18 protein-coding genes are annotated in these 26,536 nt (G+C 58.4%); 6 read left to right on the forward strand and 12 right to left on the reverse strand.

Features of this window, described 5'->3' with window-relative positions:
- Window positions 1–11: 11 nt before the first annotated feature.
- The 3 genes from cheY1 to G6L01_RS15025 all read right to left on the reverse strand — a co-directional run bounded on the left by cheY1 (window position 12) and on the right by G6L01_RS15025 (window position 2,441).
- Entirely contained in the window at window positions 12–377 is a 366-nt protein-coding gene (gene cheY1 / locus G6L01_RS15015; protein ID WP_006726298.1) for a chemotaxis response regulator CheY1, read from the reverse strand.
- A complete protein-coding gene (locus G6L01_RS15020) occupies window positions 374–670 on the reverse strand; it encodes an STAS domain-containing protein (RefSeq protein ID WP_041698243.1) in 297 nt (98 codons plus the stop codon). Before G6L01_RS15020 ends, cheY1 begins: the two co-directional genes overlap by 4 nt.
- 136 nt (window positions 671–806) lie before the next feature.
- Entirely contained in the window at window positions 807–2,441 is a 1,635-nt protein-coding gene (locus tag G6L01_RS15025; RefSeq protein WP_234891962.1) for a globin-coupled sensor protein, read from the reverse strand.
- Window positions 2,442–3,187: 746 nt separating this feature from the next.
- Between G6L01_RS15025 and dxr the strand changes: the two genes are divergently transcribed.
- A complete protein-coding gene (dxr, locus tag G6L01_RS15030; protein WP_070164337.1) occupies window positions 3,188–4,387 on the forward strand; it encodes a 1-deoxy-D-xylulose-5-phosphate reductoisomerase in 1,200 nt (399 codons plus the stop codon).
- A 62-nt stretch (window positions 4,388–4,449) separates the two neighbouring features.
- On the opposite strand, the gene G6L01_RS15035 is transcribed toward dxr, so the two are convergent.
- On the reverse strand, window positions 4,450–5,679 hold the full coding sequence (locus G6L01_RS15035) for a serine hydrolase domain-containing protein (RefSeq protein WP_070164336.1): 1,230 nt from the start codon (window positions 5,677–5,679) through the stop codon (window positions 4,450–4,452).
- Window positions 5,680–5,756: 77 nt separating this feature from the next.
- Window positions 5,757–6,971, reverse strand: coding sequence for a 5-aminolevulinate synthase (gene hemA / locus G6L01_RS15040; protein ID WP_070164335.1), 1,215 nt, complete (start codon window positions 6,969–6,971; stop codon window positions 5,757–5,759).
- A 698-nt stretch (window positions 6,972–7,669) separates the two neighbouring features.
- Here hemA and G6L01_RS15045 point away from each other — a divergent pair.
- The 5 genes from G6L01_RS15045 to G6L01_RS15065 all read left to right on the forward strand — a co-directional run bounded on the left by G6L01_RS15045 (window position 7,670) and on the right by G6L01_RS15065 (window position 17,323).
- Entirely contained in the window at window positions 7,670–7,933 is a 264-nt protein-coding gene (locus G6L01_RS15045; protein ID WP_015917366.1) for a glycine zipper domain-containing protein, read from the forward strand.
- Between the two features lie 190 nt (window positions 7,934–8,123).
- Complete coding sequence (locus G6L01_RS15050; protein WP_081344012.1) at window positions 8,124–10,064, forward strand: autotransporter assembly complex protein TamA; 1,941 nt, start codon at window positions 8,124–8,126, stop codon at window positions 10,062–10,064.
- A 43-nt stretch (window positions 10,065–10,107) separates the two neighbouring features.
- The gene (locus G6L01_RS15055) at window positions 10,108–14,322 is read left to right on the forward strand and encodes a translocation/assembly module TamB domain-containing protein (protein WP_070164333.1); all 4,215 of its coding nucleotides are present in this window, start codon (window positions 10,108–10,110) and stop codon (window positions 14,320–14,322) included.
- A 727-nt stretch (window positions 14,323–15,049) separates the two neighbouring features.
- Window positions 15,050–16,729 (forward strand): methyl-accepting chemotaxis protein, encoded by a 1,680-nt coding sequence (locus G6L01_RS15060; protein WP_234624546.1) that lies wholly within the window; start codon window positions 15,050–15,052, stop codon window positions 16,727–16,729.
- A gap of 114 nt (window positions 16,730–16,843) precedes the next feature.
- Window positions 16,844–17,323 carry a chemotaxis protein CheW gene (locus G6L01_RS15065; protein ID WP_060718654.1) on the forward strand — a complete coding sequence of 160 codons (480 nt, stop codon included), beginning with the start codon at window positions 16,844–16,846 and terminating at the stop codon, window positions 17,321–17,323.
- A 120-nt stretch (window positions 17,324–17,443) separates the two neighbouring features.
- Here the strand turns inward: G6L01_RS15065 and G6L01_RS15070 are convergent, their stop codons facing one another.
- The 7 genes from G6L01_RS15070 to G6L01_RS15100 form a co-directional block, all read right to left on the reverse strand.
- Window positions 17,444–19,102 carry an OFA family MFS transporter gene (locus G6L01_RS15070; protein WP_070164332.1) on the reverse strand — a complete coding sequence of 553 codons (1,659 nt, stop codon included), beginning with the start codon at window positions 19,100–19,102 and terminating at the stop codon, window positions 17,444–17,446.
- Between the two features lie 282 nt (window positions 19,103–19,384).
- Window positions 19,385–19,657: a formate dehydrogenase subunit delta gene (locus G6L01_RS15075; protein WP_070164331.1), complete on the reverse strand. Its 273-nt coding sequence runs from the start codon at window positions 19,655–19,657 to the stop codon at window positions 19,385–19,387.
- Entirely contained in the window at window positions 19,647–20,462 is an 816-nt protein-coding gene (gene fdhD, locus G6L01_RS15080) for a formate dehydrogenase accessory sulfurtransferase FdhD (protein WP_420359869.1), read from the reverse strand. The genes G6L01_RS15075 and fdhD overlap by 11 nt, the downstream gene beginning before the upstream one ends.
- Before the next feature lie 52 nt (window positions 20,463–20,514).
- Complete coding sequence (gene fdhF, locus G6L01_RS15085; protein WP_070164330.1) at window positions 20,515–23,394, reverse strand: formate dehydrogenase subunit alpha; 2,880 nt, start codon at window positions 23,392–23,394, stop codon at window positions 20,515–20,517.
- A 5-nt stretch (window positions 23,395–23,399) separates the two neighbouring features.
- Window positions 23,400–24,956, reverse strand: coding sequence for a formate dehydrogenase beta subunit (locus G6L01_RS15090; protein WP_070164420.1), 1,557 nt, complete (start codon window positions 24,954–24,956; stop codon window positions 23,400–23,402).
- Between the two features lie 8 nt (window positions 24,957–24,964).
- Window positions 24,965–25,444 (reverse strand): formate dehydrogenase subunit gamma, encoded by a 480-nt coding sequence (locus G6L01_RS15095; RefSeq protein WP_070164421.1) that lies wholly within the window; start codon window positions 25,442–25,444, stop codon window positions 24,965–24,967.
- A 92-nt stretch (window positions 25,445–25,536) separates the two neighbouring features.
- The gene (locus G6L01_RS15100; RefSeq protein ID WP_071206123.1) at window positions 25,537–26,472 is read right to left on the reverse strand and encodes a LysR family transcriptional regulator; all 936 of its coding nucleotides are present in this window, start codon (window positions 26,470–26,472) and stop codon (window positions 25,537–25,539) included.
- Window positions 26,473–26,536 lie beyond the last annotated feature (64 nt).

Here is a 26,536-nt window from a genome sequence, read left to right on the forward strand (position 1 = left end):
GTCAGACCCCGTTAGGCGGTTACACGTTCAATCGCATCGATCAGTTTCGTCGGATCGAATGGCTTGACGATCCAGCCGGTAGCGCCGGCCTGGCGCGCACGGTTCTTCTTCTCAGCATCGCTTTCGGTCGTCAGAACGAGGATCGGAACGGCGCGGTATTTTTCATTGCGGCGTACGCCCTCGATAAAACCAAAACCGTCAAGACGCGGCATGTTGATATCGGTAACGATCACGTCGGGATTGCACTCTTCAAGCACTTCAAGACCTTCGACGCCGTCTTCGGCCTGGATGGTCTCGAAACCCGCATTATTGAGGGTCACGAGAAGCATGTTGCGGATGGTTCTAGAGTCATCCACGGTTAATACTTTTTTCTTCATTGCCGGATCTCCGCGATCAGTTGATCGTTGTTCAAGCCCAAGAGCTGTATGGTTTTGGTGAAAGCGTCTGACGCCTTCTTTATCGAGAAGGTTTTCTGGTCTTCTTCCCAGGTTTTCGCGCCCGAGACGAGCACCTGGGCGCAAAGTGCTCCCATCCGCTCGACACCGGATGCGTCGATTTCAATTGCTCCTCCCCGCATGGACAGAAGCTTGTCCTTGAGCTGAGACGCTTCATTCAAGTCGAGCACCGATGCCAGCTTAAGCTGCGCCGATGCGCCTTTCTTGCTCGCCATAGACTGTTTCCCTACCGTTTCTATCGACCGCCCCATAAGGGTTATGAGAGTTCAAAACCTAAGCGCTTCTCCGGCACGAAAAGCCGTTTCATCCCGAACCTTCCTCCGTTGTATAAGAGGTAGGTAAATAAACCGCTCACATCGAAAGGCCTCCTGCCCGAATCGGCACTAAAAAATCGTGCCCCCCGAAGTCCTCGGAAAAAGCCACCATCGGCAGCTCTGCCGCTTGCGCTGATGGTACCGGGTAACCGTTCGACGGGTTGGTCTGGCTGCCATGATATTGGGTGCGCTCAATGGTGAATTGCCGCACGGTCTTGCCAAGCTCGACGATCACCGTATGCAGGTCGGCACTGTCATCCGCCGCCTGGCGTGACAACTGCGCGCTTGCACGCGATGTTTCGCCCTGGGCTTCCAGCACGCAAGCGACGCTATCCAGGGCTGCGGCCTGTTTGGCCGTTTCGCCCGCCATCACCGAGACCGATCGATTGATATCGACGACCTGCGTGACGATGCTGGAAATCGCATCCTGGGTGCGATTGACCATCTCCACCCCGGCTTCGACCTGATGTTTGGTGGCCGCAACCAGGGCCTTGATTTCCCGCGCACTGTCGGCAGAACGCTGGGCCAAAGCCCGTACTTCCTGTGCAACGACGGCAAAGCCCCGACCGGAATCCCCGGCGCGGGCCGCCTCGATCCCGGCGTTCAAGGCCAGAAGATTGGTCTGAAAGGCAATTTCATCGATGGAGCCGATAATATGACCGATCTGCTCGGCAGAGGTTTCGATATCCGCCATGGCGGCGATGGCCTTGCCAACCACCTCGCCGCTCGCTTCGACCGCCTTGACGGTCATCTCGACAGCCTGCTCGGTGAGTTTCGACTGCGCCGCGTTATGGCTGACCGTTTCGGTCACCTGCCGCAGGCTGACGCTTGCCGCATCAAGGCCCGCGGCTGCCTCATCTGCCCGCAGACCCAGCGCGGACCCTCGCTCACCAAGGGCAGCGCTGACCTCTTCCGCCGTACGGCGGCTGGCATCCATCAGGGAAATCGTAGCGCAAATGCTCTCCATCGCGCCATTGAAACTCGACACGAGATCCTGGTATTCCTCCGGGACATCCGTGTTCAACCGGCTGGACAGATCGCCCTGCGACAGCGCCGTGAATGCGCCCTGAAACAGATCCGTGACGCTGGCGCGCTCCTTGCGCCGCAGGTCGGCCATGTCGCGATGATGCTTGAGGCGCAATTCGTTGAAGCGCAGGGAAACGGCAATTTCCACATCCACCATGACCAGACGAATGAGCGCACTGACCAGCGCCTGCAATTCGGCGGCTCGCTTGCGCGAGGACGGCATGAAGCCGCGATTGGCAAGATCGGCGAAGACGGAACTGACCAGGCCCTCCAGAACAACGGCATGGCCGGCAATCTGCCAACGGGGGTCGAGCCCCATCCGGCTCTGGCTATCAGCCAGCACCTTGACACGTTCGGCATAGAGCGCATCGAAACGCGCGTCGGTCATTACTTCCCAGTGGGAAACATAGAGATCATGGAGGCGGTCGATCTGCCTCTCGCCGGTAAACTGACGGGCCGCATCGGGTGCCGTCTGCAGCTTGCGAAAAAACGCGCGCAGACCCGTTTCCACCTCAGGCTCCAGCCCGACCCGGTGGCGGCGCAAAAGACTGCAAGCATCCTGGTCCAGTCCGGCAAAATTCAGCCGGTCCCGCAAGCTGCCAGCCTGCGATCCACCTGTCCGTTCTGCCTCAGCGTGCTGAACCAATTGCCAATCCCCGCGGGGTCGGCCCTGTCGAACCAGGAACTGACCGCCATCACCTGTTAAATCGTCCGCATGGATACGCTATACGCCGCATAACCTTGAGAACCGCTCTGTACTGGAGATACCGGATCGGAACCGGTACGGTGGGACTGGCATCATGCCGGGTGGGACGCGCAACGCGCCCATTCCTCCGTGTCCTACAATCTTTATGGTTAATTCGTTGATTGGAGGTTAATGTTTATTCAATGCTCAACTTTACTGCCAAATTCTTAAAATTTGAATCTATTTGTGAAGGCCTAAACGTGAAATCAAGCTTGGAGCAAGGTTAAGTTGTGCTAATGTGGCACCAAGCGGCATGAAGGTCGAAAAGGTGGGCAATGATTGTTCTAGTAATAGGGGCTGCGCTGATTGCAGCAAGCACGATAGTGGTTGTATCGCTGAATGAGCGAGGCAAGTTGGCGGTCGCGACAAAGCCGACATTCTGACATACCATGCGTTTAACCCACGCATGAAGAGCAGTCCAACCTAGTAAAACTGCTGGATTTATCGTCTCCAACCGAAAAATTGCCCAGATATCTGGTCCATATCCTTCTAAGGATAGGCAGGGGCTGGCTGTGCCGTATCAAATCGTCCGCAGCCCTCAAGGGGCCTTTCACGGTCCACCAACGCACGCCATCGGCTTGAAGCTTGCCGCCCTGCCCATTCCCCTGTAGACGCATGGGGAACAGGTGCAATTGCCGGATATATCTATGAATACCGCCACGTCCCAGCCCCGCCGCCTCACCATTCTGGGGTCGACCGGCTCTATCGGAACCAACACACTTGATGTGATCAGACAAATGGGCGGGCGCGATCGCTTCGATATCATGGCCCTGACAGGGCATGGCAATGTCGCGCTTCTGGCGGAGCAGGCATTGCTGACAGGCGCAAAGCTGGCGGTTACCTCCGACGAAAATCAATATATTGCCTTGAAAGACCTGTTGTCGGGCAGCGGTATCGACGTTGCAGCCGGCAGCAGCGGGTTACAGGAAGCAGCATGCCTTGAGGCCGACTGGGTGATGGCCGCCATTGTTGGCACCGCCGGTTTGCAGCCGACCTTGACCGCCGCCGCACGCGGCGCCGATATCGCGCTGGCCAATAAGGAATGCCTTGTTTCGGCAGGCGAATTGTTCATCGAGACGGTACGCAAGGGCGGCGGCAAGATTATCCCCGTCGATAGTGAGCATTCGGCGATTTTCCAATGCCTGGACGAAAATCACCGCGACACACTGGAGCGCATCGTGTTGACCGCCTCGGGCGGGCCATTTCGCACCTTCACCCGCCAGCAGATGGCCGATGTGAGTGTTCAAACCGCCCGCGCCCATCCAAATTGGTCCATGGGACTGAAGGTGTCGATTGGCAGCGCCTCGATGTTCAACAAGGCGCTGGAGATGATCGAAGCAAAGCACCTGTTCGATCTGACACCCGACCAGATCGAGGTTATCGTCCATCCGCAGTCGATCGTTCATTCGATGGTGGGCTACAGTGATGGCTCCGTATTGGCCCAACTTGGCGTGCCGGATATGCGCACCGCCATCGGTTATGCGCTGAGCTATCCGAAACGCGCGGCGCTGGATGTGGACCGGTTGGATTTTACCAAGCTGGCGCGGCTGGATTTCGAAGCGCCGGACCTGGACCGCTTTCCGGCCATCCGTCTCGCCCGTACGGCGCTTGAGCGCGGCGGCTTGCAGGGCGCCGTGCTGAACGCCGCCGAGGAATGTGCCTTTGAGGCTTTTGTCGAGGAAAAAATCGGTTTTCTCGCCATGGCCGATGTGGTCGAGGATGTCATGGACCATCTATCGGGCTTGGCACCGGCGACCTTGATTGCCGATGTCTTTGCCGCCGATGCGCAGGCACGACGCCGCGCTCAGGAAGTCATCCTGAAAAAATGCCGTACGCTGCAATCATGAATGCCGTAACACTTTAAATTTGCTGCATCATTTTTCTCTTGAGCCGATTTCGGCTTCAGGAATTATCCATCCGCGCATACCGCAGCACGCAAGCGCTCGACATACGCACCGTCACAGCCTTCCAATGCCGTATTGCTCAGGCTGACCACGGTCAAACCGGCCTCGGGAACGATAAACCAGGTATTGCCATAGACACCACCCCATTGCACCGCGCCCGGTGGCAGGGCGGTGGCCGCTGCTGCGGAATCGGTGATGACAGCGCCAAGAAAACTGAAGCGCTTGCCGGCAAGCCCCATGGGGAGATCGTCGATCTGGTTGGAGAGACACATCTGCGCAAGCTCGGGTGACATCAGTCCCCCACCGCCTGTACGAATGGTTTCAAGCAGCGTCAGCACATCCAGCGCCGTACCGGCCATCCCCCCGCCACCGGACTGGAAGGCACGTGGATTGAAAATCCGCGAGGGGGAAAAAGCCGGTCCTTCGCCCGACAGAGCGGTTGACCGCCATTGGTCTTCCATGCGCTCGGCCCGCGTCTCGCCGTCCCGGTAGGGTACGGCCAATCGGGACATATCCGTGACATGGAACCGCGCATCCGCCAGCCGCAACGGCGCGCAGACATGCTCGACCACCGAAGCCTCCAGAACGCATCTGTTCTCGATGGAGCCGAAAAATCGTTCGAACGGAACGCTTCCGGGGAGCGGAGGAGCGCTTGTGGCTTCCGTGGTCTCTGTCTGTTCCGAGAGGCTGTTTTCGCCATGCACCTTGGCAACAACTGCGCCCAGCAGATCCGTGGCGATAGAATAGCCCCAACGCTCGCCAGGGACAAAAGCCAGCGGAATGGCATTATGGCGGCTGAAATTCTCCTCAACCGTCAGATCCGTATCGAGGAGACCGAGATTGATCGCCCGCTCACGCGGCAGCCTTTGCAGCGCCGGATCATAGGTCAGACCCGATGTGTGAGTGAGCAGATGACGCACCGTGATGGCGGCAAATGTGCCGGCTGGCGTCTTGGGCCGGAACCACGGAAGATGATCTGCCACCAGATCGTCAAGACCCAGCAATCCCTTGTCGATCAGAGTGAGCGCCGTGGCCGCGACAAATGGTTTTGTGACTGATGCGAAGCGAAAAATCGTATCGAGCCGCACTGGAATACGCGCTTCCCGATCCGCATAGCCGATGGCCCGTCGCAGCAGGGGCTGTCCGTGCTTGAACACCATGACCACCGCCCCAACCAGAGCCTCGCTTGATACAGCCTCTTCCAGCACGCGGTTGACCCGCTCGACAATCGACATCCCATCCCTCCCCTAAAACAAAATGCGGGCCATGTGACCATGACCCGCACAACCTGCGCAAGAGTGAAATGGAAAAATCAGGCGACAGCCCGCGCCAGCGCACATCTCGACCAGAGCTGATGCAGAGCTCCGACCAGATGATCAACATCGGCATCGCTGTGCAAGGGCGTCGGGGTGATGCGCAGGCGCTCGGTTTTCTTCGGCACCGTCGGGTAATTGATCGGCTGCACATAGATATTGAAATTGTCGAGCAGGATATCGGAGATCCATTTGCATTTGGCGGCATCGCCAACCAGGACCGGCACGATATGGCTGGGATTGGGCATATGAGGAATGCCGCGCGCATCCAGAAGCGACCGCAGCCGGCGCACCCGTTCCTGATGGGCGAAACGCTCGATCTGGCTGGACTTCAAATGCCGGATCGACGCAACTGCACCGGCAGCCAGCGACGGTGGCAAAGCCGTGGTGAAGATAAAACCTGACGCAAACGAACGGACGAAATCGCACAAGGCGGTCGAGGCGGTGATGTAGCCGCCCATCACCCCAAATGCCTTGCCAAGCGTGCCTTCGATGATCGTCAGACGGTCCATGATGCCTTCACGCTCGGCAACGCCGCCGCCGCGCGGCCCGTACATGCCGACCGCATGCACTTCGTCCAGATAGGTCATGGCGCCGTAGCGATCAGCCAGATCGCAGATTTCCCTGATCGGCGCGATATCGCCATCCATCGAATAGACGCTCTCAAAGGCGATCAGCTTCGGCGCCTTGGGATCGGCGGCCTTCAGCTTGGCTTCCAGATCCTTGACGTCGTTATGCTTCCAGATCACCCGTTCGCATTTCGCATAGCGGATGCCCTCAATCATCGAGGCATGGTTCAGCGCATCGGAAAAGATGATCAGGCCGGGGATTTTCTGCCCGAGCGTACCGAGCGTCGCCCAGTTGGAAATATAGCCTGACGTGAAAATCAGCGCCTGTTCCTTGCCATGCAAGTCGGCCAGTTCCTGCTCCAGCAGAACATGATAGTGATTGGTGCCGGAAATATTGCGGGTGCCTCCAGCACCCGCGCCACAGTGATCGATGGCGTTTTTCATCGCCTCGACGACCTGTTCGTTCTGGCCCATGCCCAGATAGTCGTTCGAACACCAGACGGTCACGTCATGCTGACCGTTTTCCGTGTAGCGGGTGGCACGTGGAAAATTGCCGCGCTGACGCTCAAGATCGGCAAAAACCCGGTAACGGCCTTCTTCGTGCAGGCCATCCAGTTCGCTCTTGAAAAACGCTTCAAAATCCATTGCGCCTGCTCCAATCTTCCTGGATCTCTTTTGAGATCGTTCGGGGCAGCGGTCAACCCCTTAAAGTGATTCTAAACTGCGACAAAAGGCACCGGCGCTGATGCGGGGTTCGATAACCACTGCCACTATCGCTGCCCGACGATCGATCTCTCCCATCGCCGCGGGCCGCATGTTCATTCACTAGCCGATGCGGATCCAAACAGACTTGATCTGTGTCAAGCTTGAAGACGCAGACGGCGAGAGTGAACCCGAACACAGCAGACATTTATTATAGAATAAACTAAAACAAAATAACTTTAATATGGGTTACCACCCATCGTCCTCAGCTGTGTCGGCAATTGCAAATTAGCGGCACTCACAACCGGAATATGAGCGACTATCTTCAGTGATCATTGCCATAAGTCGCCTATCGCGAAAAAAATCGTCCATGCTGACAATCTCTTTGAGAGACACCTTAAAAAACAGTGCGTTTCCGGTGGACATTCGGCGCTCTCGCTATATGTTTTGGCAATGTTGGGATTCCAGCAATTGACCAGCAATGGACAACAATCGGCAGGAAATGCGTCAAAAGACGACAAATAATGCTGCATAACAAAATATCAGCGCAGGGGCGGACGCGCCGGAAGGCCCAAATCTGGCCAGGAAAAGAACGATCGGCGAGACCTTGGTATCCGGATAAATCCAATACGGAGATGGACATGAAAAAGGCAATTATACTCATTCTGGCAGGCCTGGCAGTCGCCGGTTGCACGGAAACCGAAAAGGGCGCCGGCATTGGCGCAGCGTCGGGCGCCATCATCGGCGGCGTCGCTACTGGCAATGTTCGCGGTGCCGCGGTTGGTGCTGCCGTGGGTGGCGTAGCGGGCGCCATCATCGGACGCGTCAACGAGCAGCCGGGCCAGTGCTACTATCGTGACCGCTACGGCCGTCGCTACGTCGACAATTGCCCACGCGGCTACTGATATCCAGCCACCGCCGGACCCAGCCGTTCTCGGTCAGATCCGGCGGTGGCAATAAGAATACCGGAAAAGTTCACCGATGAACTTTTCCGGCTATAATCGCGGATGGGAATAGCGATTTCGGAGCAAGGGGTGCGGGATGGTTTTGCTCCAGCCAGATTGAGGACTTCAGACACTGTTTAAACCGAGTAGGGTGACATTGCCGAATGTCAGTAAAGCGTTTCGGAAGTCAGGCACCGCTCTGGCATGTGTCGTCGTGGGTGCGGCAGCCTTGTCGTTTCCCGTTGACGCCTATGCCTTCAAGATTTTCGGGATAACCCTGTGGGGCCGCGATGAAGGCAACACGGATGTCATCGATCCCGTGCGTTATTCTGTCGATCTCCAGTCGAAAGAAGCTTCCGTCAATCGCGATGCGAAAGATGCTTCCGGCGACCTGAAAGATGCGCTGGAGCAAAGCTCGCAGCTGATCCAGGAGAAGGACAAGCCGGTCTCCGGCGATCTTGGCGTGGTCATCAAGGCCCGCGAGGACCGGGAACGGCTGCTGGCGACACTTTACGAACACTCCTATTATGGCGGCGTCATTACCATAACGGTCAATGGCACGCCCCTGGACAGTCTGCCCCCCAATCCTGAATTTCCTCGCACGAAACCCGTGCCGGTCAAAATAGAGGTCGAACCCGGCCCGGTCTTTACGCTCGGCAAGGTGACGCTGACCGGCGATGCCGCAAAGCTTGACCCAACCGCCTATGATCTTGTGGCGGGCAAACCCGCCGGCTCCCTGGCGATTATCAAGGCCGCCAACAAGATGGCCGACGATCTGAAAGCGCAAAGCCGCCCTCTCGCCCGCATTTCCGAGCGGCAGGTGGTCGCGGACCATCAAAGCAACCGGGTGGATGTGACCATCGGTGTCTCCGCAGGGCCGGTCGCGCCGCTGGGTCCGGTTGCAGTCTCCGGCACCAAGGCCGTCGATCCCGGTTTCGTGCAGAAATATTCGAGGCTGAATGCCGGTCAGCCCTATTCGCCGGAAGATCTGCGCAAGGCATCCGACCGCTTGCGCAAGCTTAACGTCTTCTCCAGCGTGACCGTCACCCAAGCCGATAAACTCAACTCGCAGGGCGCCATTCCGCTCAATATCACCGTCTCGGAAGGCAAATTCCGCTATTTCGGGGCCGGAGCAACCTATGACACCATCGACGGTGCCGGTTTGCAAGGCTATTGGGGCCACCGCAACCTGTTTGGCCAGGCCGAATCCCTCAGAATCGAAGGCACCGTCAGTGGTATTGGCGAGAAAACCGATGCGACGGATTTCGATTATTCCGCTGGCATCACATTCACCAAGCCCGGTTTTCTGCTGCCCTCTGGGACGCTGGAGGCCTCGATCAAGGCCGCGACACTCAGCACCGATTCCTACGATGCCGACACCATCACCGGCAAGCTGGGCTATGCCTACGAATTGAATGATTATGACACGGTCTCGGCAGCAACCGCGCTGGAATATGCCCGGATCGATGATGCCTTTGGCCGAAACGATTATCTGACCTTTTCCGTGCCTCTCGATTATGTGCGCGATACCCGCGACAACAAGATGAACCCGACCACAGGCTACCGCGCCACGCTCAGTGCCGCGCCAAGCTATGAATTCCTCGGCAGCACTGTATTTTCCAATTTCGAAGGGTCGATTTCCGGCTATCACGGACTTGGCGCGGAAGACCGGGTGGTACTGGCGGGCAAACTGGCGGTGGGCACCCTGTTCGGCACCGGCAGTCTTGCCGATATTCCGGCAACAAGACGGTTCTTCGCTGGCGGCGGCGGCTCGGTGCGCGGCTATGGCTATCAGAGCATTTCGCCCAGAAACAGCGCGGATGACGCCACCGGCGGGCTTTCCTACATGACCGCCTCACTGGAAACACGGATCGGTATTACCGAGACGATCGGCCTGGTGCCGTTCTTTGATGTCGGCACCGTGTCCAGTGGGCATGTGCCCGATTTCTCCGATATCAAGGCAGGCGCGGGCATCGGTCTGCGCTATGCGACGCCGTTCGGCCCGATCCGACTGGATGTGGCCGTACCGCTCAATCCCTATCCCGACGGCGACAAATACGGCATATATGTCGGTATTGGACAAAGTTTCTGACGAAGAAGCAGCCTTTCGGGACAGAAGAAGGTCGTAGTAGACAGTGAGCGCACTTAAAACCCTATTCTCAGGCCTTGGCCGCATCCTCGCCTATGGTTTGCTGGTGCTGGCCGCGATGCTGATCGTGGCGCTGACGCTGATCGGCACGACGCAGTTCGGCAGCCGCTTCATCGGCGATTTCGTCGCCTCACTGGTGTCGAAGCCAAATCGGATCATCGCCGTGGACGGGATCAGCGGCCTGCTGGACGGTCATTTGCGGGTGGACACAATCACCGTTTCCGACGCGAACGGTGCTTATGGCCGCATTCAGGATCTCTCCATCGACTGGTCGCCGCTGGCGCTGATGTCACGCCGTTTCGAGGCCTCGCAGATCAAGGCCGCCTCCGTGACCCTGGCCCGCAAGCCCTTGCCGACCGTGGAGACGACGGCAGAAACCTCCAGCAGCAATGGCTTCAGCCTGCCGGTGGATATCCGTATCGAGCGGGTGTCCGTGCCGGAAATCCGGCTGGAACAACCGCTGATCGGCACTGCGGCCAAACTGGCTTTGGACGGCAATGTCGAGGCTGAACGAGGCAGTGAAGCGAACCAGCAAGCTATCACCTCGCAGCTGACAGTGAGCCGTGCAGATCTGCCGCAGGCAAACCTGTCGGCCCAGCTCGCCTACGCGCCGCAGCAGAACCGGCTGGATGTTAATGCCACCCTGCAGGAGCCGAAGGGCGGAATCCTCGCCAACCTGCTGCAATTGCCGGATGATCCGGCGCTTGCCGTCACGGTCAAGGGCGGCGGGCCAATCAACGATTGGAAAGGCTCGCTGACGGCAACGCTCGACGGTACACCGCGATTGGATATAACCACCACCCATAAACTGGCCGCGGACGGTCGGCACGTGGCTATCAATGGTGCCGGTGCCTTCGATAGCCTGTTGCCCGTCAATCTCCGCGACCTGTTTGCCGGCAAGACGATGATCGATATTGCCGCGCGCCTTTCCGATGACGGTGCCTTGAGCGTGGAAAAAGGCAGCGTCGAGACCGGCAGCCTGTCGCTTGCCGCCAGCGGCACCTATACGCCGAAAGGCGAAAATTCCCTTCATGCCACACTGACCGGCAAGAATGGCCCCGCCGCAATCCGTTGGCCGCTGGACGACAGCACCCTCGCCGCACACGTCTCCGGCCTGACATTCAGCCTGACCGGGGCTGCCGAAGCGGCAAAGCTTGAAACGACCGCGTCGGTGGAGAGCCTGACACTGCCGCAAGGCACGTTTGGCGGCATTGCCCTAACGGCAAGCGCCCCGGCTTTCAATCTGTCCACCCGTTCCGGCAGCATCGACACCACCTTGACCGTGCAGCAGGCGCAGCTGACGGACGCGACGCAGGCGCGTGCCATAAAGGCACCGCTGACCCTCAAGGCCCCGATTGCGATCAGCCCTCAGCAGATTACCGCCCAACCGCTCACCATCGAAAGCCCCGCGCTTGGCGGCAGCGTGACGGCCACCTATACCCTCGCCAGCAAGGCCGTGGAGGCGGAGTATTCACTGTTTGCCCGGCCTGAAGCACTGCCACAGGCCGTGACGGAAAAGCTGGTGGGAACGCCTGGTGGCACGGAGCAAACCAATATGGTGAAGCTTTCCGGCGAGGCACGCTATTCCGCAGGTGATGGAATTGTCATTCCCGGTTTTGCGCTGGAAACACGACTGCTGAATGCTTCGGGCAAACTGTCTTTTGCCAGACAGCAGCTCGCCGCCACTCTCTCGGGAACAGTCACTGATCTCAGCATCTTGCAGGCCAATGCATCGGGCAAGGCGGCGTTCGACCTCCAGGCCAATGGTCCTGTCAGTGCCTTGCAGACCAATGGCACGATCACCATCGACGCAGCAAAGCTTGCTGGCCGCGCCCTCACTGGTTTTTCCATGGCGGCGAAAGCCGACCTGACACGCGGCGCGCCTTCTGCGACGCTGACTGCGCAAGGCGCGCTGGATGGCAAGCCGGTGCGCTCCAACCTCAACCTCACTTCCAAAGACGGCATCATCTCCCTGCCGGATCTGAGTTTGACGGTGGGTGACAACAGCTTGAAGGGCGCCTTGAACTTTTCCCGTGCACGTCTTCCAAGCGGTTCTGTCGATTTTGACTTTCCCGATCTGGGCCTGCTGGCCGCCCTTGGCGGACAGACCGCATCGGGCGATCTGAAAGGCTCCATCAGACTGGATGAGGCCAATGGCAAGATTGCCGCCCGGATCAAGGCCAATGGCACCGCCATTCGCCAGGGCACTACAACAATCGCCCAGCCATCGGTCGATGTCACCACCAACGACCTCCAATCGCTGGCCTTGCAGGGCATGGTGAAGGCGGACCGGATCTCCACCGGCTCTGCTCTTGTGGAACAGTTGGCGCTTCAGTTCGACCGGAGAGGAACCCGCACCGATATCGACCTTTCGGGACGATACGACAATGCACCTTTGACCGGAAAAGCGCTGGTGCAGCAGGATGGCAATAGCATCGGCATTGCCCTGCAGGATTTTGCCGTCAGCCCACGCGGTATCCCAGTGACGCTGGCCCGGCCCACTGATATCACCGTGGAAAATGGCACGGCGACAATCGACACGCTGACCATCAAGGCCGGCAGCGGCACAATCGCGGTCGCTGGCAAGGCAGGCGCGGTTCTGGATATGACAGCGCAGATCATCGCGCTCCCCGCCTCGCTTGCCAATACAGTGTCTGCCAATCTGGGCGCTAGCGGCACACTTTCCGGTAAGATCACCGCCACCGGCACCACATCTGCCCCGAAGATCGCTTATGACCTGCGCCTCGATGATGCCAGCGTCACGCAGATGCAGGCCGCTGGCCTGCCGCCTCTGGCGATTGCAGCCTCCGGCACCTTTGCCGAAAACCGCCTGTCATTGGATAGCCGCGTGACCGGTGGCGGCGGCCTGAATGTCACGGGCGGCGGCTCGTTGTCCCTTGAAGGTGACAAGCCCATCAATATGGCATTCAAGGCCAATCTGCCGCTCAGCGCCTTGCAGGGCCTGTTGACCAAGCAAGGATTGACGGCGGAAGGCAATGCCAATGGCGATATCCGCATTGGCGGCACCCTGTCATCCCCGGCTTTATCCGGCACCATCAGCACGGCCAAGGCCCGGCTGATTGATGTGAAGCACAATATCGCTCTTGAGCAATTGGCCGTGGACATTGCCTTGACCGGCGATCAGGCCCGGATCAACTCCGCAACCGGCAGGATTTCCGCCGGAGGCAGGGTGTCGGCGACCGGCACGATCGACCTGAAAGCTCAGGGATTGCCCAGCGACCTTACAATCAAGCTCGACAACGCCATCTATATCGATGGTACGCTGGTCACCGCGACCGTCAACGGCACCATGGGGTTGAAAGGCCCCTTGATGGATGGACCGACCCTGTCCGGCAAGCTGACGCTCGACAAGACATCGATCACCATTCCCTCCCGGCTGCCGGGATCGATTGCCCAACTCGACATCAAGCACAAGAACGCCCCCGCCGACGTGCGCCGCCAGACGGCAATTCTCAATCCGGAGAAAACGGGGGACGGCAGCAACTCGCCGGTTCTGCTCGACCTGCAAATCGCGGCTCCCTCGCAAATCTTCGTGCGCGGACGCGGGATCGACGCCGAACTGAACGGCACAGTCACCATCAAGGGCAGTATCGCAGCACCGCAAGTCTCGGGCGGCTTCACCATGCAGCGGGGTCGGATGGTCATTCTGACCAAGAGGCTGGATTTCAGCTCAGGCAAAATTACCTTTAGCGGTGGCCTTATCCCGGTCGTCGACTTTGAGGCTACCAGCACATCAGGCAGCACGACGCTGACAGCCAAGGTGTCCGGCGTGGCGACCGACCCGGATATCAGCTTTTCCTCCGCCCCTGCCCTGCCGCAGGACGAGGTGCTGGCCCAGCTTATTTTCGGCCAGTCGATGGCGAAACTGTCGCCATTGCAAATTGCTCAATTGGCGGATGCCGTCGGTCAGTTGGGTGGTGGCAATTCGACATCGCTGTTCAACAGCCTTCGCAGCGCTGTTGGCGTCGACGATCTCGACATCAGCACCGATTCCAAAGGCAATACCCAGTTCAGTGCCGGAAAATATCTGAACGACAAAACCTATCTCGAATTCCAGCAGGGCAGCACCGGCAGCAAGGCCGTGATCAACCTGGATGTCGGTCGTGGCTTCAAGCTGAAAGGTGAAGCAGGCGCCAGTGGATCGAGCGGCGGCGGTGTGTTCTATGAGAGGGAATACTAGATACCGTCAGACTCAAAACGTCTCCGACAGGTTCAAGGCGCGGTCTACTCGCTGCATGGCATCGTAGCCTTATAAGCGCGCGATGCACAACACCCTGAATTTACTTTAGAATTTCTCAAGTCGAGGTAGTTCAGGGAATTACGGACAAACAAGTCCATGGATCGCCAGCGCTTTATCGCAGGCATAAATCTCGACTAAATATTTTTTACACTCTGGATCGCTTTCTCGTTAAATACGGCGAGGACTTAAGAAATTGTACAGCGAACTCTCGGTAAAATTCAGCTTGAGAAGCTCCAGACGTCCAGTGGACTTAACGGCCCTAAAAGACCAGAGGTGTCGACGCTATTCAAAGGAAAGCTTGAATAGCTATTTTTTAATAAAATATCTGTATGAATATAGGGGTTAAGCCAAGGCAAGGCCATCGATCACACAACAAAGCCATCGATCACACAACAAAGCATGTGAGATTGCTCTCCTTACTTGACGTCACACGAACCAATACGGTTCGGCGTTATGCATAGGCCCTTGGATCTAAAAAATCGATCACACTGAAGAATTATACGAACAGTCATTGAAAATGATTTTCGTATTCAACCTGCAACTTCCCAAGGCGAGGATGCGATTCACATCTTCGAGCCTTGGTATGGTTCGAGAAATACAAGCACCGCGGCGTCATCAGGGAATGCCCCAACAGGACACGCGTGCTACAGGACACAGAGGAAGAACGATGCTGGGTTTCGGTTCAGATGCAGAAAACATTCTGTCGGCGCTTGCAAAATCGCAGGCCGTGATCGAGTTCGATCTCGAAGGCACGATTATCACCACCAACGACGTCTTCTGTCGTTTGATGGGGTATCGGCCCGAGGAACTCAAAGGGCGCAAGCATGCGCTGTTTTGTGACCCTTCCTATGTGTCCTCTGCGCCATACAAGGCATTCTGGAAAAAGCTTGCAGACGGACAATCGGAAACGGCTACCTTCAAGCGGATCAACAAGGCAGGTCAGGAAGTCTGGATCAACGGCTCCTATAATCCGGTCTGCAATTCCAGAGGCAAGCCTTACAAGGTGGTCAAGATCGCAACTGATGTCACCGCTGCCCAGTTGCAGACCCTGGAAGACCGCGGCAAAATGGCTGCGATTTCACGCGCTCAGGCAGTCATTGAATTTACCAAGACCGGAGAAATTCTTACTGCCAACGAAAACTTCCTGAAAGTGCTGGGATATAGCTTGGCCGAGATCCAGGGCAAGCATCATTCGATGTTCTGCGAACCTTCCTATACCGCGAGCCGCGACTACAAGCTGTTCTGGGAAAAACTCAGCAATGGCGAGTTCATCGCAGAAGAGTTCAAGCGCATCGGCAAAGGCGGCAAGGTGACATGGATTCAAGCCTCCTATAATCCGATCTTTGATGCCGACGGCAGGGTAATCAAAGTGGTGAAATTCGCCACTGATGTCACTGACCGGGTGCGGTGCGTACAGGAAATCGGGCACGCTTTGCAGGCTCTTTCGGATGGCGACCTGACGGTGACGCTGGAGCGGCCTTTTGTTTCCGGCCTCGACCAGATCCGGATGGACCTCAACAATGCCATGGAAAAACTGACAACCGCGATGCGAACCGTGGCCATGAACGCCAACGCAATCGCCGCTGGAACCAACCAGATCAAATCCGCCTCAGACGACCTTTCCCGCCGCACCGAGCAGCAGGCTGCCTCTGTCGAAGAAACCGCCGCAGCCCTTGAGGAAGTAACCCAGACGGTCACCGACAGCGCAAAGCGGGCAGCAGAAGCCGCCAATCTCGTTGCGCGCACCAAGGCCCAGGCTGAAGCCTCCAGCCAGGTGGTTCGCAACGCCATTGACGCCATGGGCCAGATTGAAAACTCCTCCAATGAGATTTCAAACATCATTGGCGTGATTGACGATATCGCCTTCCAGACCAACCTTCTGGCGCTGAATGCCGGAGTTGAAGCCGCCCGCGCGGGCGAGGCAGGCAAAGGCTTTGCCGTCGTTGCCCAGGAAGTACGCGAACTGGCACAACGCTCTGCCAAGGCCGCCAAGGAAATCAAGCTGCTGATTACCACGTCGACCAGCCAGGTCGAAACCGGCGTGTCGCTGGTGGGTGAAACCGGCAAGGCGCTGACGACGATCCTGGCGGAAGTTCAGGAGGTCAACCGCAATATCGGCGCCATTGTCGAAGCGTCTCGGGAACAGGCAACCGGTCTTAGAGAAATCAACAAGGCCGTCAACACCATGGACCAGAATACCCAGCAAAATGCCGCCATGGTGGAAGAGAGCTCGGCGGCCAGCCATGGCCTTGCCCAACAAACCGAAAACCTGCGCAACCTGCTCGAACAATTTAGATTTGAGAAACACTCTTCCGCTAGGATGAGCCATGACAAATATGCGGCGTAGCGGCAATCGCTACGCATCGCATGGACGAAACACCAGACTAATGATCGCAATACAGCCCCGGCGGGTAACCTGTTTACAGGGAGCGGAGGGCGAAAGACAGGCGGGACGGATATCATGGCAACACCTATTACCCCTACCAGCTTCGGCGGTGAAAACCTCGAAATCATCGCGTTTCGCCTGCATGATCAGGAGTTCTGCGTCAAGACCACCACAATCCGCGAAATCCGCGGCTGGGCACCTTCCACGCCCATTCCGCATGCACCGGCCGATGTGATCGGCGTGATGAACCTGCGCGGTTCGGTCATTCCGATCATCGATCTTGCCTACAAGCTCGGCATGAAGAGCACGGTTGCCAATGAGCGCTCCGCCATTGTCGTCGCCGAAGTGCACAATATGGTCATCGGCATGCTGGTGGACCGGGTATCCGACATCCTGACCATTCCTTCCAGCCAGGTTCAGCCGGTTCCTGAGGTTTCGGCTTCTTTCGACAAGACATTTTCCGAAGGCATCATCGCCAATGAAAACGGAATGATCTGCTTCCTGAACCTTTCCAAAATGTTCAAGGGCAGCGAGCTGGAAGACCTGGCCGCCTGATATTTAAAAACCAATAGTATCGAAAGCGGCCTCATCGGGCCGCTTTTTTTTGTTTTGGTGCTTTTTGTTCTGTTATGCGAAATGCCGCCCTGCCTAAGCAGGGCGGCATGGCAAGGTTGGTCAGCCAAACAGCACCAGCGTGCTGCGCAGAGTGACCCAGACGCCCCAGAGCAAGGGAATGCCGACAACGGCCCAGGCGAGCGCCGCCTTGGCGTCGAAACCGCCTTTGCCAATGCCGAAGGAGCCGGTCGGGCCAGCACTGGCGGCAGCAGTCTTGGCCTGAAGGGCGGCAACCTCGTCATCCGACATGAACCATTTCTCCGGCAATGGACGGATCAGGGCATTGGCGACCAGACCAAGCGCCAACATCCCTGCCAGGATATACATCGTGCCGGTGTAAAGTGCGGGACCGGGGGAAACCCCGGCAGCAATCTGGGCTTCGCGGATATAGTTGACCACGACAGGACCGACAATGCCCGCCGTTGCCCAGGCGGTCAGCAACCGGCCATGAATGGCGCCCACGAATTGCGTTCCGAAAATATCGGCGAGATAGGCCGGAATGGTGGCAAAGCCGCCGCCATACATCGACAGAATGACGCCGAAAGCCAGAACGAACAGCGCCTTGGAGCCCAGACCCGCCAAGGTCGGTGCCAGCGCATACAGCAGGATGCCGAGCAGGAAAAAACAGTAATAGGTGTTCTTGCGCCCGATCTTGTCCGACATCGACGCCCAGAAAAACCGTCCGCCAATGTTGAACAGCGACAACAATCCGGTAAATCCGGCAGCGATGGCGGCAATCTGTGCCTTTTGCGCGGTATCCAGTTGCGAGAATGTCAGGTCCGGCAGACCGATCAGCGAGCCGGCGAAAATTTCCTGCAGCATGGGCGAGGCCATGCCGATCACTCCGATACCCGCCGAAACATTCAGGCAGAGCACAGCCCAGATCAGCCAGAATTGCGGGGTCTTGTGAGCATCACGCAGATGCACGTGGCGATGGGTAATCATGCTGCTCTTGGCAACAGGCGGGGTCCAACCTTCTGGACGCCAGCCAGCCGGGGGAATGCGGTAACCGAAAGCGCCGCCCATCATGAAGACGAAATAGATGGCAGCCATGACTACGAACGTCTGCCAGACGCCCGGCCCGGCATCGGAACGGAACACACCCATCAGCAGGTTGGCAAGCGGCGCACCGATCATCGCCCCGCCGCCAAAGCCCATGATTGCCATGCCGGTCGCCATGCCCCGCCGGTCGGGAAACCATTTGATCAGCGTAGACACCGGAGAAATATAGCCGAGGCCAAGCCCGATACCGCCGATCACACCCGCACCGATCCACATCAGCCAGAGTTGATGGGTGAAAACGCCCAGCGCCGCGACCAGAATGCCGCCGCACCAGCAGCAGGCCGAAACAAACCCGGCACGGCGCGGGCCGACCCGCTCCAGCCACCCACCCCAAAGCGCTGCGGAACAGCCGAGCAGGACGAAGAACAATGTGTAGATCCAGCCGAGGTCGGCAACCCGCCAATTGCACTCGGTGGTGAACAGCGCGCCGACAAGCGACAAGCCTGCGCAGGTTGCTGGCACCGTGGTACCCAATGCCTTGCTAAGCGGCAGCCAGAAGACGCTAAAGCCATAGGCCATGCCGATGCAAAGATGAATGGCAAGCGCTGCTGGCGGCACCAGCCAACGATTAAAACCCGGTTTTGCAATGATCCGTTCCCGATCAAGCAAACCGGCAGATGATGACAGCGCTGTCCCCGGCGCATTCGTAACTGCCATAAATATCCCTCCTCGTGCTTCTATCCAAATGGAGGCCCCAGCCATATTTGGAGAAGTCGTTGCTCAAACAAAAAACCAGTGCATGATGGCATGAACCAAGTGAATGCATCACGACACTGGTTGGCTTGTCCATTCCCACCACTATCTGTAGCGGGCAGCGCAACTGCCACCGCCACACATAGCGCGTCTGTCGAATGGCCAGATATGGCCCTAATCAACCTGTTCAAATCTTTAGATTATTTGGCGCCACGCACACTATGCCGTCGCCCGTTCGGTCGGCCTTCAGACTGTCCCCTGCCCCGCCATGCCAAAGGCCTCGGCACTATTGTCCACTGGACGCTTGATCAGTTTCGCCGCCTCGATCACCAGCGGGTCAAATCCATCTCGACCGGTATCAATCATCTCGAAGAACTGACGGCGCATGCGCGGTTCCCAGAACTTGTTGATATGGGTCGCCACGCCCTGCACCCGCTCATGCTCCGGCTGCGTATTGAAGAACTGGGCGATCTGGTTTGCCATGCGGATCAGTTTTTCAGCAATATGGTCATGCGACATCGGCGGAAACCCCGGATACTATGCGGTCAGGATGGGTAAAGACTTCAAAATCATCGCCACGGGCAATGCCGATCAGGGTCATGCCCGCCGCCTGCGCCGTGCGGATGGCTAGCGCGGTTGGCGCGGAAATCGCCAACAGGATCGGCGCGCCCAGCATGGCCGCCTTTTGCACCATCTCGACCGACAGCCGACTGGTAACCACCACCACACCGTCTTCGCCCCGGCGTCCGGCCTTCAAGACAGCACCGACCAATTTATCAAGAGCATTGTGACGCCCCACATCTTCCCGGATCGCCAACAGGCCTTCGCCGGGAATGAAGAAACCGGCACCATGCACCGCATGGGTTTGCCGGTTGAGCGCCTGCGCCCGGCTGAGCGCATCGACAGCCTCACGGATATCCGCCGGTGTCAGCGTCAATCCCCCGGTTACTTTAGGCACATCCCGGCTGGCCTGTTCGATCGACTCAATCCCACAGAGGCCGCAGCCGACCGGCCCCGCCATGCGACGGCGACGGGTCGTCAGAGCTTCCGCTGTTGTATCAACCAAAGTCACCTGCACATCGATGCCACTTGCCGCCTCGACCGGTTCGATGGCCAGAACCTCATCCAGACGGGTAATAATGCCCTCGGCCAGCGAAAAGCCCAGCGCAAAATCCTCGAGATCGGCGGGTGTCGCCATCATCACCGCATGGGTGGAACCGCCATAGGAAAAGGCCACCGGCACTTCCTCCGGCACGATCCGGTGGGCCTGCGTGGTCATTCCCTGGCGATACTGCAACTGTGGCACGAGGCAGGTGGTTTTCATCTCCGTCATGACGGCAAAACCCTCTTCCCCGCTATCCTCCCTGGCCGCCATCCTATTCCGCTGCTTCCAGCTTGCCGGAAATCCGGCGGGACTGGCGCGACAGTTCATCATAGTCCCGCTGCCATTCCGTCGGGCCGTTTGAGGGCGAAACCTGCACTGCGGTCACCTTATATTCCGGGCAATTGGTCGCCCAGTCGGAATAATCTGTCGTGATGACATTGGCCTGCGTATCGGGGTGATGGAAGGTGGTATAGACCACGCCCGGTGCGACGCGATCAGTGATCAATGCCCGTAGCGTTGTATCACCGGAGCGGCTGGCCAGCTTGATCCAGTCTCCTTCCTTGATACCGCGCTGTTCGGCATCATGCGGATGGATTTCCAGCCGGTCTTCGCCATGCCAGACGGTATTTTCGGTGCGCCGCGTCTGCGCGCCGACATTATACTGCGACAGAATGCGACCGGTGGTCAGCAGCAGCGGGAAACGCGGGCCGGTCCGCTCGTCCGTCGCCACATATTCGGTGCGGATAAACTTACCCTTGCCACGCACGAAGCCATCGACATGCATGATCGGCGAACCAAGTGGATGTTGCTCATTGCACGGCCATTGCACCGACCCCTTTTCCTCCAGCATCTCATAGGAAACACCGGCGAAGCTTGGCGTCGTCGCAGCGATTTCCGCCATGATCTCCGACGGATGGCTGTAATTCCAGGCAAGCCCCATGGCCTGCGCCATTTTCTGGGTCACTTCCCAGTCGCTATAGCCATTCTTCGGGCTCATCACCTTGCGCACCCGGTTGATGCGTCGCTCGGCATTGGTAAATGTGCCGTCCTTTTCCAGGAAGGTCGAGCCCGGCAGGAAGACATGGGCGTAATTGGCGGTCTCATTCAAAAACAGATCGTGGACCACCACGCATTCCATCGCCGCCAGTCCTGCCGAAACATGCTTGGTATCCGGGTCGGATTGCAAGATATCCTCACCCTGGACGTAAAGCCCCTTGAACGTGCCTTCCACCGCCGCATCCAGCATATTGGGAATGCGCAGGCCCGGCTCGTTGTTCAGCGTCACACCCCAGAGCTTCTCGAAGGTCTCGCGGGTAGCATCGTCGGAAATATGCCGATAGCCCGGCAGCTCATGGGGGAAAGAGCCCATGTCGCAGGAGCCCTGCACATTATTCTGTCCACGCAACGGGTTCACCCCGACACCAGGACGGCCGATATTGCCGGTCGCCATGGCCAGATTGGCAATCGCCATGACAGTGGTCGAGCCCTGGCTATGTTCGGTCACACCGAGCCCGTAATAGATAGCGCCATTACCGCCGGTGGCATAAAGTCTTGCCGCACCACGCAGATCGGCAGCGGGAACGCCGGTAAACGCCTCAGTTGCTTCCGGGCTGTGCTGAGGTTCGGCCACAAAAGCCGCCCAATCCTCAAATTCCGACCAGTCGCAGCGCTCACGGATAAAGGCTTCGTTGGCCAGACCTTCGGTGACGATCACATGCGCCAGCGCCGTCAGCACGGCAACATTGGTGCCGGGCTTCAGCGGCAGATGGAAAGCCGCCTCGACATGCGGCGTCTTGACCAGATCGATGCGGCGCGGATCGATAACGATCAGCTTCGCGCCCTTCCGCAGCCGTTTCTTCAGCCGCGACCCAAACACCGGATGACCATCGGTCGGATTGGCACCGATCACGAGCACCACATCGGAATGCTCGACACTGTCGAAATCCTGCGTACCCGCCGACGTCCCGAAGGCTTGGCCCAGACCATAACCGGTTGGCGAATGGCAGACACGGGCGCAGGTATCGACATTGTTATTGCCAAAGCCAGCCCGGATCAGCTTCTGCACCAGATAGGTTTCTTCATTGGTGCAGCGCGAGGAGGTAATGCCGCCAATGGAATCGCGACCATATTGATATTGCAGCCGCTTGAATTCGGAGGCCACATGGGCAAAGGCCTCCTCCCAGGTCACTTCCCGCCAGGGATCAGTAATTTTCTCGCGAACCATCGGGTTGAGGATGCGATCCTTGTGGCTGGCATAGCCATAGGCAAACCGGCCCTTGACGCAGGAATGGCCGCGATTGGCCTTACCGTCTTTCCACGGCACCATGCGCACCAGTTCTTCGCCGCGCATTTCCGCCTTGAAAGAGCAGCCAACGCCGCAATAGGCGCAGGTCGTCACCAGCGAATGCTCCGGCTGGCCAATGGCGATGACGGATTTCTCCGTCAGTGTCGCAGTCGGACATGCCTGCACGCAGGCCCCGCAGGAAACGCATTCCGATTCCAGAAACGCCTCATGAGCACCGGGCGAGACCCGGCTACCGAAGCCGCGCCCCTCAATGGTCAGTGCAAACGTCCCTTGCACTTCCTCGCAGGCCCGCACACACCGCGAACAGACAATGCATTTGGAGGGATCATAGGTAAAATAGGGATTGCTTTCGTCCTTCGGCATGTAGCGGGCATTTAACCCGTCACCGGACCGCGTCTTGACGTGGTTGTCACCCTCATAGCCATAGCGAACATCGCGCAGGCCCACGGCCCCTGCCATGTCCTGCAACTCGCAATCCCCATTGGCGGCACAGGTCAGGCAGTCCAGCGGATGATCGGAAATATACAGCTCCATCACCCCCTTGCGGATCTGCTTTAGCCGCTCCGTCTGGGTGTGAACGACGATGCCGGGCGCACAGGGCGTGGTGCAGGAGGCCGGGGTTCCATTGCGGCCCTCGACCTCCACCAGACAGAGCCGACAGGAACCGAAGGCATCCACCATATCGGTGGCGCACAGCTTCGGCACCTGAATGCCCGCCTCCATCGAGGCCCGCATGATCGACGTGCCTACTGCCACCGTCACCTCGCGGCCATCAATGGTCAGCGTCACAGTTTCGGTGGATGAGGAAGCCGGGGTGCCGTAGTCAATTTCATGGATCAGAGACATGGTCTTTACTCCGCCGCTTCAACAAGGGGGGCAGGCGCAAAATCCTGCGGGAAATGCGTCATCGCGCTCATGACAGGATAGGGCGTAAAGCCACCAAGCGCGCAAAGCGATCCGAATTTCATGGTGTTGCAGAGATCTTCCAGCAGCACTTTGTTCTTTTCAGGCTCAATGCCCTTGGCAATCCGGTCCACGGTTTCGACGCCTCGCGTCGAGCCAATCCGACAGGGCGTACACTTGCCGCAGCTTTCGACCGCGCAGAATTCCATGGCAAACCGGGCCTGTTTCAGCATATCGGCGCTGTCATCGAAGACCACAATCCCGGCATGGCCGATCAAGCCACCGGCTGCGGTAAAGGCTTCATAGTCGAACACCGTATTGAACAGCGAGGGCGGGAAATAAGCGCCCAGCGGCCCGCCCACCTGCACCGCCTTTACCGGACGGCCCGTGAGGGTGCCGCCGCCGATATCGTTGATAATCTCGCCCAGCGTCAGGCCAAAGGCGGTCTCGTAAAGGCCACCGTGTTTGACATTCCCAGCAATCTGGATCGGGATGGTGCCATGCGACCGGCCAACGCCATAATCACGGTAGAACTGCGCGCCGCGATCCATGATCACAGAAATGGACGCCAGCGACATGACATTGTTGACAACGGTTGGCTTACCAAACAGCCCCTCCAGCGCCGGAAGCGGCGGCTTGGCGCGCACCACACCACGCTTGCCTTCCAGGCTGTTGAGCAGCGAGGTTTCCTCACCACAGACATAGGCACCGGCCCCCTCGCGGACGTCCATGTCGAAAGCGTAAGCAGAGCCTAACACGGATGCTCCCAGAATACCCTGTTTGCGGGCGATCTCGATTGCTTCACGCATCACGGCGATGGCATGAGGATATTCCGAGCGGGTATAGACATAGCCCTTGGTGGCACCGACAGCGATCCCGGCAATCACCATGCCTTCGATCAGCACGAAGGGATCACCCTCCATGATCATCCGGTCCGCAAAGGTGCCGCTATCGCCCTCATCGGCATTGCAAACGATGTATTTCTGGTCGGCTTTGGCGTCCGCCACGGTTTTCCATTTGATTCCGGTCGGGAAACCTGCCCCGCCGCGACCACGAAGGCCGCTTTCGGTGACCTGGGCGACAATGTCGGTGGGCAGCATGGCAATCGCTTTTGCGAGGCCGGTCAGGCCCTTGTAATGCCGATAATCTTCCAGAGACAGCGGATCGGTAATGCCGCAACGGGAAAAGGTCAGCCGGGTCTGGTTCTTCAGAAAAGGAATATCGCTGGTCAAGCCATGACAGAGCGGATGGGTAGCTCCCGTCAAAAACCCGGCGTCGAACAGGCCAGCGACATCGGAAGGCTTGACTGGACCATAGGCGATCCGGCCGCTTTCCGTGCGCACTTCGACCAGGGTTTCAAGCCAAAGCATGCCGCGAGATCCATTGCGAATGATCGTCACATCGGCATGACGTGCCGCAGCTTCCCGCTGGATGGCGGCGGCAACCTTATCAGCCCCGACCGCCAGAGCAGCGGCATCCCGAGGAACGAAAACGGTGATGCTCATCGGCCCGCTCATCGACGGGCCTCCATCAGCAGTTCGTCAAGACAGTGCTCATCCAACCGACCATGCAATTCCCCGTCCAGCATGGCGGCGGGCGCGCAAGCACAGAGCCCAAGACAGAAGACGGGCTCCAGAGTCACCGCGCCATCAGCGGTGGTTTCATGCCAATCGATACCGAGCCGGGCCTTGATCGTTTCGCCGAGAGGCTCGCCACCTAGGGATTGGCAAGCCTCGGCCCGACAGAGTTTCAGGACATGGCGACCGGAGGGATGATCGCGAAAATCATGGTAGAAACTGACGACCCCATGCACTTCGGCCCGCGACAGGTTCAAGGCACGAGCAATCACCGGTTTGGCGCTATCAGGCACGCACCCGAATTCGCGTTGAATTTCATGCAGGATCGGCAAAAGGGGGCCTTCGAGATGCTTGAGGCCATCAATGATCGCCTCCACCCTATCCATATCGGCCTCCGCAACCACATGCATATTCATCGCGTCCTCCTCATCAGCCAGCAACGACGCCATGCGTCGTGCGGCAAGACGGTACACTCACCCATTTTGCGAGAATGAATTCAGCCTGTCACTCAGGTCAATACCGCTTTATCGTTACGCGATAGAAAAAACCTATCAAAGGCTTGTGCGGCTGCGAGGCGGCGTGCCTCATGCAATAGCGCTGAAACCAGCGGCGTATAGGGTTCACGATGGGTCGCCACCAGCCCAACCAGATGCTGGGCCTGCGGCTCGACAATCGGCACCATACGAATTTCCTCGGGGAAACCGAAGGATTCCGCAACGTTACGCGGCATGATCGACGACCATTGCCCGGTCCGGATATGAGAAAACAACACGATCATCGAGTTGGATTCCAGCGTCGGCCGAGGCACCACCCCCGCCTCGGTGAAATGCTGATTGATGATGCGCCGGTTCTGCATATCGGGCGTCAATAGGCAAAGCCGAAGATCCGAAACCTCTTGCCACGTCACGCTTTCCCGGTCGGCCAGCGGCGTGCCGGTCGCCGCAATCAGGTGATAACGCTCGGCATAGAGCGGCACAGACGTCACCCGGCCAAGCGGTTCATTGTCGAGATAGGTGATGCCCGCATCAATCTCCAGATTTTCCAGAAGGCTGAGGACCTGGAGAGAATTGCGCGACACCACCTGGAACGTCACAGCCGGGTGATGCGCCTGAAATGGCTCTGTCAGCCTCTGCACCATGGCCAACGCCGTTGGGATCACCGCGAGGCGAATATGTCCGGCCAGACCATTGCGCGCCGCCCGCATTTCCTCGCGCATGGTGCGCGCATCACCGACAATCCGCCGCGCCCATTCCAGCACCCGCTGCCCCTCGGGCGTCAGGCCTTGAAACCGGGAACCGCGCTGCACCAGGATCACGCCCAGTTGATCCTCAAGCTGGCGGATCGCCGCTGATAGCGTGGGCTGGGAAATGCCGCATTCTTCCGCCGCGCGACCAAAATGCTGGGCACGGGCAAGAGCAATGAAAAATTCCAGCTTGTCGATCATCGCTGCCCCGCCTGTCGCCCGAGTCTTGAATCATCGGAAAGGCCGAAGCACGTCCTTTGTCGGC

Origin of the sequence: Agrobacterium vitis (assembly GCF_013337045.2) — a bacterium.
GTDB lineage: Bacteria > Pseudomonadota > Alphaproteobacteria > Rhizobiales > Rhizobiaceae > Allorhizobium > Allorhizobium vitis_B.